At 38.6% G+C, this 13622-nt stretch carries 12 protein-coding genes; all 12 read right to left on the reverse strand.

The window, feature by feature from the left end:
- Positions 1 to 10: 10 nt before the first annotated feature.
- Positions 11 to 1513, reverse strand: a complete 1503-nt coding sequence (locus LC115_11685; GenBank protein ID MCZ2357324.1) for a hypothetical protein — start codon at positions 1511 to 1513, stop codon at positions 11 to 13.
- A 77-nt stretch (positions 1514 to 1590) separates the two neighbouring features.
- On the reverse strand, positions 1591 to 2868 hold the full coding sequence (locus LC115_11690; protein ID MCZ2357325.1) for a quinol:cytochrome C oxidoreductase: 1278 nt from the start codon (positions 2866 to 2868) through the stop codon (positions 1591 to 1593).
- 72 nt (positions 2869 to 2940) lie between these two features.
- A complete protein-coding gene (locus LC115_11695) occupies positions 2941 to 3510 on the reverse strand; it encodes a cytochrome c (protein ID MCZ2357326.1) in 570 nt (189 codons plus the stop codon).
- Between the two features lie 2 nt (positions 3511 to 3512).
- On the reverse strand, positions 3513 to 4049 hold the full coding sequence (locus LC115_11700) for a DUF3341 domain-containing protein (protein ID MCZ2357327.1): 537 nt from the start codon (positions 4047 to 4049) through the stop codon (positions 3513 to 3515).
- Positions 4050 to 4053: 4 nt separating this feature from the next.
- Positions 4054 to 5487 (reverse strand): polysulfide reductase NrfD, encoded by a 1434-nt coding sequence (gene nrfD / locus LC115_11705; protein ID MCZ2357328.1) that lies wholly within the window; start codon positions 5485 to 5487, stop codon positions 4054 to 4056.
- 20 nt (positions 5488 to 5507) lie between these two features.
- Complete coding sequence (locus LC115_11710) at positions 5508 to 8507, reverse strand: 4Fe-4S dicluster domain-containing protein (protein ID MCZ2357329.1); 3000 nt, start codon at positions 8505 to 8507, stop codon at positions 5508 to 5510.
- Positions 8508 to 8552: 45 nt separating this feature from the next.
- Positions 8553 to 9836 carry a c-type cytochrome gene (locus tag LC115_11715; protein MCZ2357330.1) on the reverse strand — a complete coding sequence of 428 codons (1284 nt, stop codon included), beginning with the start codon at positions 9834 to 9836 and terminating at the stop codon, positions 8553 to 8555.
- Between the two features lie 256 nt (positions 9837 to 10092).
- On the reverse strand, positions 10093 to 11466 hold the full coding sequence (gene dgt / locus LC115_11720) for a dNTP triphosphohydrolase (protein ID MCZ2357331.1): 1374 nt from the start codon (positions 11464 to 11466) through the stop codon (positions 10093 to 10095).
- 6 nt (positions 11467 to 11472) lie between these two features.
- Positions 11473 to 11922 (reverse strand): Rrf2 family transcriptional regulator, encoded by a 450-nt coding sequence (locus tag LC115_11725; GenBank protein MCZ2357332.1) that lies wholly within the window; start codon positions 11920 to 11922, stop codon positions 11473 to 11475.
- Between the two features lie 473 nt (positions 11923 to 12395).
- Positions 12396 to 12914 carry a DUF1573 domain-containing protein gene (locus LC115_11730; GenBank protein MCZ2357333.1) on the reverse strand — a complete coding sequence of 173 codons (519 nt, stop codon included), beginning with the start codon at positions 12912 to 12914 and terminating at the stop codon, positions 12396 to 12398.
- 153 nt (positions 12915 to 13067) lie between these two features.
- Positions 13068 to 13307 carry an HNH endonuclease gene (locus tag LC115_11735; GenBank protein ID MCZ2357334.1) on the reverse strand — a complete coding sequence of 80 codons (240 nt, stop codon included), beginning with the start codon at positions 13305 to 13307 and terminating at the stop codon, positions 13068 to 13070.
- A 4-nt stretch (positions 13308 to 13311) separates the two neighbouring features.
- On the reverse strand, positions 13312 to 13527 hold the full coding sequence (locus LC115_11740; protein ID MCZ2357335.1) for a hypothetical protein: 216 nt from the start codon (positions 13525 to 13527) through the stop codon (positions 13312 to 13314).
- Between the last annotated feature and the right edge of the window lie 95 nt (positions 13528 to 13622).

The raw sequence follows: 13622 nt of genomic DNA on the forward strand, positions 1-13622 counted from the left end.
TAGGTAACAATTAGTTATCTGTTAAGTTAAGTTGTGTAGGTGTGGGTAAATATTCCCTAAATACTTTCCAATAAGGCTCCTTACGAACTTTAGCAACTAACCAACAATCTTCTCGAATTAATTCATAAGTATTTGGTTTCCAAATTAGTTTTTCAAATAATTCCTGAATAAAATTGTATTTGGTAAGTACCTTCTTGAAATCCCCAGACTCATGGATGATTTTAGATAACAGTTTATATCGCAGATAATCTCTTTCTTCCTTTTGTAAATATTTTTCTACGTGCTTTCTAAGTGTATCTATTTTGTATTGCGCTAAGTCAAAGTCCTCTTTTTCAATCAATAAGAGTAATTCCATAAATCGGATTCCGATATTCCAGCCTGCCTTATCTTTGAGTAAAGAGTCAGCTTGTTCTAAGGCTTTTAATGCTTCGGTATAGTTTTCTTGAACAAAATTTATGGATGCTTGCTGATAGGCGATGATAGCATAAATTTCAGGGTGGCGGGTGGATACTGCTAAATCAGTCAAGATTTTAGCAAGGTTTTCAAAGTCTGCTTGTAAAAACAACGCTAAATTTAGGCTTAATTGAATGCTTAAACTGTTCTTACTACCGGATGGATATAGAGAAAGAGATTGTTTAAAATAACTTTTTGCATACTGATAATGAGCACTTTCTAAATATAGCTGCCCCATTTGAGACAGCAATATTGCCATTCTGTTTTTACTTCCAACTTCTTTACGGCTACTCAACCAATTTTGCAAGTATGAAAAATACGAATGCGCTTGCGAAAAGTTTTTTCGCTGTGTTTCGGCGATTCCGGCCAAATAGTAGGCATAAAAAACGGCTCTTGGGCTTTGGGTTTTGTCTGCACGTTTCAGCATTTCCGGAATTTCTGCGACTAAAAAATCTACGGCAGGATCTGTATTTAAAGAATATTGAGAAAGTTGGTTGAAAGTATCAAAAACAGTTCTATTCAAGGTATCTGCGTAGATAGCCTCTAACAGCCGACGAACCACCTGCGCACGGGCTGTATCTACTTCTATCTCGCTTGGTGCCATTGCCCGTACTTGCATCAACGATTCTAAGGCAATATCCGGATAGCCGATTTCGTCAGCTTTTGTGTAAACATCTTCAAACCAATCTATTGCTAAACTCTTGAAACCTTTTTGTTTTAGATATTCTGCTTGTAGCTGCTTACGTCTCAGCTCTAATAAATTTGCAAACTCAATGTCTTTACTCAAAGCTATATTACTTGCCAAACAGCAAAATTCTACCAATCGCTCAGCAAGTCTTCTTTGCAGCATAAAAAAAGCCTTTCGGGAAATATCCGAAAAATAGTCTTCATACAAAGAATCTATTGACTGTGCAGAGCCTGAATTTTGGCGATATAAGTCAAATATCTGTTTTATTCGGGAATTTTCTTTGGAGGCAAACATCGTACTAAAGACACGGAACCGGTCTGCTTCCGGCTCTGTAAGATGCTGTGCTAAACGAGCTAAGGTTGAGTTATCCATAAGCTAAAAACTTCTTTTAAACTTTAAAAGCCCCGAAAAGGGGCTTCTAAAATTTTTATGCACTAAATAAATCCGTATTACGTTGTATGATGTAGGCTTTCTTCAAGATAGGGATGATATTTTGGAGCTAATGGGCATTTTTCAAGAGCTTTTGCCGTAACAAACCAGAAAATCCCCATATAGGTTAAAAATACTCCTAATTCAAGTGGAGAAAACAACCACTCTCCGTGCTCTGCACCAACTGCTCCGGGCATTACCATCATAAATAAATCAGTATAATGTCCGATCAATACGATAACAGCTACCATTACCAATGAAGAAGTATTCCGCTTAGAGTTTCTGGTCATTAAAATCAGAAACGGTAAAACCCAAGAAAGAATAGCATCTAAAAAGAAGTAGGGCTTGTATCCGTTTTCCCACCTACGGGCAAAGTAAATACCTTCTTCAGGAATATTGGCATACCAAATCAATAAAAATTGGCAAAACCAAATGTATGCCCAGAAAGTACAGAAAGCAAACAAAAACTTACCTAAATCATGTAAATGACTTTCTGAAACATATCCCAAATACCCAAGACTTTTTAAATAAGAAACAATGATGATGGTCATCGCTAAAAAGCCTACAAAACTACCGGCAAAGGAATATACAGAAAACATTGTACTAAACCAATGTGCTTCAATAGACATTATCCAATCCCAACTGGAAGCAGATATTGACAAAGCAAATAAGGCTGTGAATAAACTTCCATAAACAGGTCCTTTGTTAAATCCCTCTAAACTGGGAGAGTTATCCATTGAGTTTGATATTTTGGATAGTATTTGGTAGAAAAATATCCAAATCAGAAAATAAACAACCATCCTACCTACAAAGCCGGTTTTGTTTAACCATGCTGACTTTGCCGATAGTATTGGATCTGCTGCAACAACTTGACTATCAGTCCAATGATAAAATGAATGGCCAAATAGTGCATAAGCAGCAACCAAGAGCATCAAAATAGCTCCGGGTATTAAGAACGCCCCCATCGCTTGTGGTATGCGCATCAAAACAACGGCCCAGCCCGCATTAGAAACATGTTGCAGGGCCATGAAAAATACGGCTAATAAAGCTATTCCAACAAAGTAAAAGTTATTCAGCAATATATTAGCCCATAGCCGTGTTACCCAAGTTGCCCCGTGGTGTCCCGCGTGTGCTTCTGCCGTATGCTCGCCGCCATGCCCGCCCATAGTTGCTATAATAATACCTATGATTGTAAGCAACAGACCAGCACCAATGAAACCAAAAATATACTTTTTAGTTTTATCATCTAACACAAACCGTTCAACCGAGAATGTGTGTGTGTGCGAATGTGATCCCATATCTAAAATAATTTCTGTCTTAATTGTTATTAAAAAGTTTCCAAAAATAGATGTTAAACACCTTTAATCTAATTAACTGCCGGATTTTTGAAGTGTTTGGATATATAAAATAATTTCCCAACGTTCTTCCGGCGTTAATTGTGAAGCATGAGACCCCATCAAGTTTTTACCATACTGCAAAGTGTGGAACATTTTTCCTTCTGGAAGCTCTTTTAATGGGCCGTTGTAAGCTGGAGGTGGCGGGAATTTTCCGGCAGCGGGAACAGTTCCATCTCCTCCACCAGTTTTTCCATGACAATGGACGCAATAATGACCATACAAACGCTTACCTTCTGCAACGTTTTCAGGAGTGTTGGGTAAAGGATTTTTTAATTCTTTACCTGCTGCCTCATAGCCGTCAAAGTTATTTGGATAAGGGTAAGCATAACTTTCTTTTCCGCGAGCTACCGTGTGCTCTACTGGAGTTTGTGCATTCTTACCGTCAGAAAAGTTTTTGTTGTCTGCCAACTGTGTATATGGCTCAACGGGTATAGCATGATACATCTGTGGAGCATATTCCCAGCCGGTATCATTTCCATCGTAACCACAGCCACTTAGAAATGCAATTAAGATACTAAAAACTGCTAAATATTGTGTTTTCATTATTACCAATCAAGTTTACTAATCCCTAACTCTTTTTCATTTACTTCAACAGCACCGGTATCATTGAAAGCTTGTTTTACAAGGCTATCTTTTTCTCCTTCGGTAGCTTCTACAACTATCACAAAGCGGTCATCTGTTTGTCTTTCATGTGCCAAACTTACTGACTGGCCCGGAAATAGTTTATTAACTACCAAATAAACTGCAACCATTCCCAATGAAGCGATTAGAACTGTAAGCTCAAATGTTATTGGGATAAAACTTGGGAAAGCATAATTTGGTTTTCCGCCTACATCCATTGGCCAATCAAATCCCAGCATATAGGACTGCATACCTATAGCTGATAAGCCCCCAAGCGCACCAAAACAGAAAGCTGCGATAGGCAAGCGTGAACGCTTTATGCCTAACAAATCATCTATGCCGTGAATCGGAAAGGGTGTGTACACTTCAAAAATTTCAATACCCCGATTCTTGATATTGCGTACAGCAGACAACATTACCTCGTCATCTGAATATACACCAACTAAATATTTCTTAGACATTTTCTTAATGATGATTGGAATGAACAGTAGCTAAATTATCACCTACAACACCTGACTCAATAGCTTCTTTTTCTTGGCGGCGTTGCGGAGAATCAGATGCAGATTTTTGAATTGATTTTACCTCTGCCATAGCAATTACCGGTAAAAATCTCGCAAATAATAGATACAATGTTAAAAATATACCGAATGTCCCGATAAATACACTGATTTCAACCCAAGTCGGGCTGTACATCGCCCAACTTGAAGGAAGATAATCTCTGTGTAATGAAGTAACGATAATCACAAAACGCTCAAACCACATCCCAACATTTACAAATATTGAAATAATGAAGATTATTAACGGATTGGTTCGTATTTTTTTGAACCAAAACAATTGTGGGGTAACTACGTTACAGGTAAGCATAGACCAATATGCCCACCAATATGGGCCAAAGGCTCTGTTTTTAAAGCAGAATACTTCGTATGGATTTCCAGAATACCAAGCAATAAAGAACTCCGTTCCATAAGCTAAACCAACCATAGAACCGGTTAGAATAATCACCTTACACATTGCCTCTAAGTGGCTAATTGTAATATAATCTTCTAATTTAAGGACAACCCTGGTTACAATCATCAATGTAAGCACCATTCCGAAGCCTGAAAATATAGCTCCTGCAACGAAATACGGTGGAAAAATAGTGGTGTGCCAGCCGGGTATTACTGAAGTAGCGAAGTCAAAACTAACTATCGTGTGAACAGAGAGTACCAAAGGAGTGGCCATACCGGCTAAAATCAAGCAAAGTACTTCAAAACGAGACCATGCTTTTGCTGAACCTGTCCAACCCATTGATAATGCTCCGTAGATAGCTTTTGTCATTTTTGACTTAGCACGATCCCGTATCGTTGCTAAATCAGGAATTAAACCTATGTACCAGAATACTAACGAAACTGTAAAATATGTACTAATCGCGAATACGTCCCAAAGTAGTGGAGAGTTAAAGTTCACCCACAAAGATCCGTGTACGTTTGGAATTGGAAATACCCAGAACATCAACCATGGCCGCCCCATATGAAGCAGTGGAAATAGCCCTGCGCAAACAACCGCGAAAATAGTCATAGCTTCAGCCGCACGGTTGATAGATGTCCGCCACTTCTGGCGAAAGAGTAGTAAAATAGCAGAAATAAGTGTCCCCGCGTGGCCAATACCAATCCAAAAAACGAAATTGGTAATATCCCATGCCCAACCAACGGTTTTGTTTAGCCCCCATGCTCCAATTCCTTTGAACAAAGTAACTGTTATGGCGACAATTCCTAGTATGGCTGCTAAGCTAGAAACAGTAATAGCTCCGAACCAAGCCATAGGCGTTTTGCCTAAAATCGGGCGAACCACATCATCGGAAATATCTGTATAAGATTTTCCTCCGGTTACTAATGGCTCTCGTATTGGTGATTCAATCATATTTTGTTCTGTTGTTTTGTTTAAGATTTAGTTTGTTCATCTTTATTACGTACTTTAACTAAGTAGCTTACGTGCGGTTTCGTTTTGACTTCTTCTAACAAGCGGTAAGCGCGGTCGGACTTGTATAGTTTAGCTATTTGGCTATCCGGATCATTCAAATCGCCGAATACTATTGCGCCAGAGGGGCAGGAGGCTGAGCAAGCTGTTTGTAGCTGCCCGTCCGGTAAAGGTTTGCCGGAAACCTTAGCGGCTATCTTGGCAGCCTGAATCCGCTGTACACAAAATGAGCATTTTTCCATTGTACCGCGAGAACGAACCGTAACATCTGGATTAAGTACCATTCTACCCAAATCATCTACCGGATTATACTGGAAGTTATTCACGTTGGTATAATCTAACCAATTGAAACGGCGCACTTTATAAGCGCAGTTGTTCGCACAATATCTCGTACCTACACAACGATTATATACTTGCTGGTTTAATCCGTCAATACTGTGAACGGTAGCAAGGACTGGACAAACTGTTTCACAAGAAGCATTATCACAATGCTGGCACATTAATGGCTGGAACACTACTTCCGGCATTTCGGAGGCATCAATGATATTTTCTTTTTCGCTGGAATAATAGCGGTCTATTCTCATCCAGTGCATTTCACGGCGAACAAGCACTTCTTCTTTGCCAACGACCGGTATGTTATTTTCAGCTTGGCAACTTACGACACAAGCTCCGCATCCGGTGCAAGCGTTTAAGTCAATAGCCATTGCCCAATAGTGGCCGTTTTTATCATGTTCTGCCCAAAGAGAAACTAAGTCAAATTTTTCATGATTAGCAGCTTGGGGGTCTTTTACATATTCAGATAGAATGGTTTCTTTAACGATTGGGCGGTTATATTGTGTTGGTTGTGTTTGTGCTAATGCTAATTTATAGCCGGATCCAACTTTGGTGGCTTTAGTAACTTTTGCCCAAGGTTGCCAGTTTCCATTCAGTATTCCTGTAAGTGTAGCGGCATTTTTTCCGATTCCCAATGCAGCTTTTGGAGCTTTAGTGCGTCCGTATCCCAAGGCTATGCCGAAAGTTCCTCGGGTTTGGCCGGGTTGGATAATCACCGGTAAATCTATAGATTTACCGCCTTCAACCTCTAACTTCATGATGTCTCCTTGTTCAACTTTCAGTGTTTTAGCATCTTCGCGGTTCACTGTTATGTAGTTATCCCAAGTTGCTTTCGTTATGGGGTCAGGTAGTTCTTGCAGCCAAGGGTTCCCGGCCATTTCACCGGTTCCTATACCTACTTTTTGGTAAACCATTAACTCCATAGCTGCACCGCTTGTCTGGGTAACCTCCTGAATGGCAGCAGATAACCCTTTATCGCTGAATTTAACCGTTGAAGCCTCAGCCGGAAGTTCTAAAATACCTTCATGAAGTGTGTGTGTCCAAAAAGTCGGGAATGCCGCAGTAGAACCAGTTTTAGGGAATATTGTGTTTTTCCAATAATCTGCTAAGAAAAGATAAGGATCCCGTGTATCTCCCAACCAAGATAGTAAGTTTTGCTGGAATTGCCGCGTATTAAACAAATGGTTAATTGTTGGCTGCTGAATACTAAAACTATTGTGGAATGGCTCTGCATCTCCCCAAGATTCTAAGTAGTTATTATCAGGAAGTACGTATTGGCAAACATCGGATGTTTCATCAATATGGCTGGAGAAAGAAACGGATAACTTTAATTTTCCAATAGCATTTTTGATGGTTTCTCCATTGGGGTGGGAATATACCGGATTGCAGTTGTAAAGTAGCAATCCTTCTACAGAACCGGCATTAATTTCTTCTATTAATTTAGCCATTTCCGAATCTTTTCCTTGTCGTAGGTTTGAAGGGCGGCTAAAATCTATTGTTGTGCCGACATTTCCAAGTAGGTTATTGATGGTATTCACCAATATTTGAACTCCTACTTGGTTTGATCCGGAAACTACAATTCCGTTTCCTTTATTTGCCCAGAGGTCTTGCGCAGCTTTTGAAACCAGATTTCCGGCAGCATCCATACCGCCTTCTGCACCGGCCTGCCCAGCTAACTTGGCAATTTCATTATACAGTTTTAAAACGTATTTACCTTCATCACTTGGCTTCATCGGAGCCCGATAATCAGCGTTAGATCCTGTTAATGAAAGGTTTGTTTCAAACTGATAATGACGAGACATTTCTTTTTGGCCATTTACCAAAGAACGGTTTTTAACCCATTGTTTAGTAAATGTGGTTGGTGTTAGCCAAGTTCCCAAAAAGTCTGCATTAAATCCGACTATAATTTTAGCCTTATCAAAGCGATAGTGAGGTAATACTGCCTTATCAAAGCATTGTTGGTTAGCTTCTAAAATAGCAGAAGAAGAATATGAGTCGTAAGTAATATGACGAACTTTAAACTTTTCTGCAAAAGTCTGTATTAATGAGCGAGTTGAGGGGCTTAAAATAGAATGACTCAGTAATACTATCTTTCCTGATAGTTCGCCGAGTTTTGTTTTTATTTGGTTATCAACATCTTCCCATTTTGTTTCTGTTTTATTGGCTATTGGGCCTTTTAATCGTGCATTATCATATAAGCTCAACACGGAGGCGTGTGCGCGTGTACTTACGCCGCCCTCAGAGATAGGGGAAGTTGAGTTTCCTTCAATTTTGATTGGGCGGCCTTCACGGGTTTTTACTAAAATACTGTTATATTCTGATCCGTCATAAAATGTTGAAGCATAGTAATTTGGGACACCCGGCATCAGATCATTGGGCTTTACGATGTAGGGTAAAGCGTATCTAACTGGGGTTTTTTCACAAGCGGCCAAGGTAGCTGCGGTGATACCAAATCCCAAATATTTTAGAAAATCCCGCCGATTGCTGTTTAGACCTAATGAGGAGTCATCAAAGATCTCCTCAACGGGGATATCTTTATTATTTTCCGGCTGATTTTCTGTAGAAGGGTTAATAACTCCCTCTAAATCAGTAAAATCCGTAAAACAAATTTTATTATTTTTATCTTCCATGGAGATTTAATTATGAGTTAATTTTTTACGAAAAGTCAATATTTCTTAATAGTGGCAACGGGCACAGTCTATTCCTCCGAGTTTTGCTACTGTAATTTTTTCTTCTTTTCCGATTTTACCTTTTTGGAGTTCATCATGAACTTTCAGGTAATAATCATTTTTAGCTACATCTACTTCGGTTTCTCTATGGCAATTTATACACCAGCCCATTGTGAGCGGGGCATATTGATAAACAACTTCCATTTCTTGAACCTGACCGTGGCAAGTTTGGCACTCTAATTTGCCGCCTTTAACGTGCATTGAGTGATTAAAAGAAACGAAGTCTGGTAGGTTGTGTACCCGTACCCACTTTATTGGTTGGCCTGTTTCTTTAGCTTTATATAGTTTTTGGATTTCCGGCTTGTCGCTGGCTGTATAGATGTGGCAATTCATACAGATATTTACAGAGGGAATTGTAGCGTTTTTGCTTTTTTCTACCCCTACGTGGCAATAGTTACAGCTGATCTGATACTGCCCTGCATGTAGTTTGTGTGAATATGCTATAGGCTGCGTAGGTTGGTAGTATTGTTTTACGCCAACGGCGCGGGCTTTTTCTACTACAAAACCTCCAACTACACATAAGATAACGAACCCAAATCCGGCTATTACGAATGGATTTTTCAACATAGCCATCAATGATTCTTTGTAGGTATAAGGTTGCTGGGTAGTTTTTTCGCGCATTCCCTTTTGCAGGGCTGCAGCAATTAATAGTATTAAGAACAACCCGAAAGCGGTTATTATTGATACAGGGAATAATATAGAACCTGGCGGGGTGAATTTGTGCTGTCCTGTAGCAGTAGTCTGCTGGGCTGCGGTAGTTTTTCCGGCAGATGTATCTTTGGATGCCGTGGCTCCGGCTTTTAACTTGGCTTCTTCATCCTTAACATAGGTAAATATTGCCTTAATGTCATCGTCAGAAAGAGTTGTAAAAGGAGTCATTGGGATTTTATTATACTCCTCAAAAAGTTTTACGGCATAGGCATCTCCAGATTTAACTAAATCTTGGGAGTTTTTTACCCATTTAATTAACCAATCCATCTGTCGCCGTTCCTCGATTCCTTGCAGAGCAGGCCCTACTAATTTTTTATCTACCGCATGACAAGCGGAACAATTTGCCTTAAACAATTGTTCTCCATTTGGCTGCGCGTAGGCAGAAAGCCCAAAAAATAGCAGCATAAAGAGAAAACTCAACACTTTATACAGCCCTACATTTCTCGAAGGCGACAACTCTTCAAAAAAATTATCTTTGTAATTTTCTGATTCAAAGATTTTTAAACAATTTTTATCCATGCTTTTATCAGTCGTTTTTGGCAGTAACAACATACTCTAAAACGGCTGCAAGTTAGCAAGCCCAAGTCATTGCACAAATATTGTTGAGATTTTTTTTCAAAATATTTTAATTTTGAATTATTCTAAATTACTTGACGTTTTTTTTGTGTAGTCTTTGTGCTCCTAATGCCTATTTAGGCTCTTGCTTTTGAGAAATAAATATCCCAATGCCAAAACTATAGTTTTGTATTTTTGAACCACAACCCAAGATTGTAACCTAAATAGCAATTCCTAACTTTCTGGAAAAATCTAATACATATAAGTCTGTCATGCCGGCAACAAAGCAAACTATGCCCATTAATTGATTATAGAGGCCGTTATCACCACTACTTCCAGACCCCGGAACACCATATCTACTAACAGGATCTCTTACTAAGTGTTCATAGATAAATTGTTTGGGGATAAACTTTTTGATTTTAGCACTTCGTGTAGTATTTGGGTTTTCTATGAGTGCTTCTATCAAGACTTTTAGAAGTTCCTGAAGTTGTCGGTTGCCATCAAGTTCCATACTCAATACATGCGGATGCTCATACAGGCGGGTACGGGTAATTATTTTGATTTCTTTTAATACTTGGCTTTGGGCACTTGGAATGGACTTTATCAAAGGTTCAAAAACAGGTTGGTCATCGGGGCATAATAAGGTATCCATTTTTTCTTCAAAAACTTGGGAAACTTGATGTACCAGTTTGTTGATACATCTTCCGCGCAAATAGGCAATACATTCATTGGCATCTTGAATGTGGTGGTAGTTATAGGTTCTGATTTCTTCTGCTGCGATAGTCTGCAAGAGTGTTTCTGCTTCCTGAAATGTTACTAATTGGAGGCGGAAAGCGTCTTCAAAATCCATAATTTGATAGCAAATATCATCAGCGGCTTCTACTAAGAATGCAAGTGGATGCCTTAGATAACAGCCGTATTCATATTCAACGAGTTGTGCGTGGTTAGCTAATTTTAGCATATTTTCTGCCTCTGCCTGAAAATATCCCCATTTAGGGAAACCACTATGAGTAGAGTGGTGCGGATACTTACTGAAAGCAAGCAGTGTAGATGCCGTTAAATGTAAGCCCCCTAAATTATTTTTTGAGTTAGTATTCGTAAGTAGGTGAAAACCATGAGCATTGCCTTCAAAGTTTTCAAAGTCAGATTTATATTTTTCGGGTAAATCTTCGGTAAGGTTATAGCCATAGCCGTTTTTAAAAAAGTCCGAGATAGCATCTTCGCCTGCGTGGCCAAAAGGGGGATTTCCAACGTCATGAGCTAATGCCGCCGCTGCAACAATAGCTCCAATATCTCCCTGCGTTAATACTTTTTGTAGCGTAGGAGATTTTTGTAGAATAAAACTCCCGCACATCCTGCCCAGTGACCGCCCTACGCTGGATACTTCTAAGCTGTGTGTTAATCGGTTATGAACCAAAACACTTCCCGGTAATGGATAAACTTGGGTTTTATTTTGAAGTCGGCGAAAAAAAGAGGAAAATATTATCCGGTCAAAATCCCGTTCAAACTCTGACCGAGCATATTCTTGGCTTGGCAGAAATTCTGATTGTCCATAACGGTTCAGCGGAAATAACGTATCCCAATCTAAAGGCATTAGAAACTACTCGGATTGTTGTATAGCTTTCGTAAGATTATCTTCCCTATCCAAAATAGATTGTAGGCTATTTTCTTTTAGTAATTGGACGGAACTGTTTCGTACGTCAATAAATACATCTCGGATGCCGCAGGTTTTTTCGTCATTACAGTCGCTACAGCGTTCATAAAACTGAAAAGTAGTACATGGAAGAAGTCCGATGGCACCGTTCAAAAGCCGGATAACTTCTGCTATACTTACCTCATGAGGGGGACGAGCCAAATAATAGCCTCCTTTACGTCCTTTTTTGCTCCCTAATATTCCGTGATTTTTCATATCTAACAAAATTGCTTCCAGAAATTTTCTGGGAAGTTTTTGATTTTTAGATATATCGCTGATTAAAACCGGGCCTTCGTTGTAGTGCTTAGCTAAATACACTAAACTGCTTATTCCATACTTTGCTCTCTTGGATAGCATGATAAATTCTATTTTGGGTACGCAAATATAACTATCGTAATAATATTATTCAAAGATTTTATAGTGAAATAGCTATATTTTAGGTTGGCTTTTAGCTATGATTTAAACTGTATGGAAACTATAAAAAAATTGTTGCAGGTTTAATGAATTTAAGAACTGCAACAATCTTGATTTGCTTTTAAGCGATATTATTTGGGAATAAATCTTTCCGAAAAATATCTTGAAAAACAGAATTAACTGCCGTTTTCAAGATATTGGCATCGGTTCGGCAGTTTGGCAAAGATGATTAGCTCTTTTGGCTAAGTTGCTTGTTTGGAATTTTCAGTTTTTCCTCTATGTAAAGCAAAATTTGATTATGCAGTAAAAGCTAAATCTTGTGCTTATTCTTTTAAGATACAAAGATTTTTTCGAAAAATCCCTTGCCTTATCACTAACTAATTATGTTAGCGATAAGGCAAAATGCTGTTTACTGCTTAGTTATTGTTGGGAACAGCTTGAGCCGTAACTTCGCCTTCTATGTAAATCATGGTTACTGCCGGTTCTGTGTTTGCAGTGATAGTAACTGCTTTTTTCTGGGGTCCCATTTTTCCTGCGGTGTTAAATGCTACTTGAATTTCGCCGCTATTGCCGGGTTTAATTGGGTCTCTGCTCCAACTGGGGGTTGTGCAACCGCAACTTGCTTGAACATTAGATAGAATTAAATCCGACTTTCCGGTGTTTGTAAACTTAAAGGTGTATTTTACAACTTCTCCCTGTGTGGCCTTCCCAAAGTTATAGGTGTTTTGTGCAAAAACAATGGCAGGCGATTTAGATTGGGCGGTTTCGGTAGCCGGTTTGGGCTGGAGTTCCATATTTTCAGCCGGAGTAGTTACCGGTGCTTCTACCGAACTCTCGGTAGGGGCTTTCTCTTTCTTCTTTTTCTGTCCATAACCGAGAAACGAAACAAATAAGAATACAGCCAGAAAAGCTATTTTAGTTAAAGATGAGTACATATTCTTTTTAAAAAAATTGAACGCGAATATACTAATTTTTATCTGAAAAAATAATGTTATCTGAAATAAAAAATAATGCTATGGCACTAAATACATATTCGGTAGCAATAGCGTCCTAAATAAATTTTAAGCCAATCAAATTTATTTAGGACGCTATTGGTTAATAATCTCTTTTAGTTCCGCTATTGTCAATATAGTGTTATTTTCAAGTTTTGAAATTCCTTTGTGTATCATTTTATGACAATTGCTACAAACAAGTGCAATATCGTTTTTCGTTGTTTTAGTTTCTTTCGTTTCGTTTAATGGTTTCAAATGATGTGCTTCAATAAAACCTTGTCCTAATAAACCATATTTTTCAAAAAATGAAAAACCACAAACTTCACAGTTAAGCATTGGATTAGAAAGAAGTGCCTTTTATTTTCTTAATCAAATTACTATCTCTTTCATAACGCATATGAACAGCAAGTTTAGTTTGTCCTTCGATAGAAACAGGCTCAAATTCCTCTTGTATTTCAATGCTTTTTCTGGTTTCTATTTCATTTTTTGGTTTGTATAGTTTTAAAATGTTCCCATGAGTGCGTTGCATAACCTCTAAATCTTTAAAAAACCCCAAATTTTCTCCCGTTCAAAATAAATTTTGATTTTTTGGGGAGTTTTTGGGGAGTTTTTTTACATTTTACGTCTTTTTTTGTGGGTGTGGGGTTTCAT

Source organism: Bacteroidia bacterium, assembly GCA_026932145.1.
Lineage (GTDB): Bacteria > Bacteroidota > Bacteroidia > J057 > JAIXKT01 > JAIXKT01.

Bases quoted from the DNA above. Each gene is read 5' to 3' on its own strand.
- LC115_11685 (MCZ2357324.1), bottom strand. From the start codon at position 1,513: ATGGATAACTCAACCTTAGCTCGTTTAGCACAGCATCTTACAGAGCCG.
- LC115_11690 (MCZ2357325.1), bottom strand. From the start codon at position 2,868: ATGGGATCACATTCGCACACACACACATTCTCGGTTGAACGGTTTGTG.
- LC115_11695 (MCZ2357326.1), bottom strand. From the start codon at position 3,510: ATGAAAACACAATATTTAGCAGTTTTTAGTATCTTAATTGCATTTCTA.
- LC115_11700 (MCZ2357327.1), bottom strand. From the start codon at position 4,049: ATGTCTAAGAAATATTTAGTTGGTGTATATTCAGATGACGAGGTAATG.
- nrfD (MCZ2357328.1), bottom strand. From the start codon at position 5,487: ATGATTGAATCACCAATACGAGAGCCATTAGTAACCGGAGGAAAATCT.
- LC115_11710 (MCZ2357329.1), bottom strand. From the start codon at position 8,507: ATGGAAGATAAAAATAATAAAATTTGTTTTACGGATTTTACTGATTTA.
- LC115_11715 (MCZ2357330.1), bottom strand. From the start codon at position 9,836: ATGGATAAAAATTGTTTAAAAATCTTTGAATCAGAAAATTACAAAGAT.
- dgt (MCZ2357331.1), bottom strand. From the start codon at position 11,466: ATGCCTTTAGATTGGGATACGTTATTTCCGCTGAACCGTTATGGACAA.
- LC115_11725 (MCZ2357332.1), bottom strand. From the start codon at position 11,922: ATGCTATCCAAGAGAGCAAAGTATGGAATAAGCAGTTTAGTGTATTTA.
- LC115_11730 (MCZ2357333.1), bottom strand. From the start codon at position 12,914: ATGTACTCATCTTTAACTAAAATAGCTTTTCTGGCTGTATTCTTATTT.
- LC115_11735 (MCZ2357334.1), bottom strand. From the start codon at position 13,307: ATGCTTAACTGTGAAGTTTGTGGTTTTTCATTTTTTGAAAAATATGGT.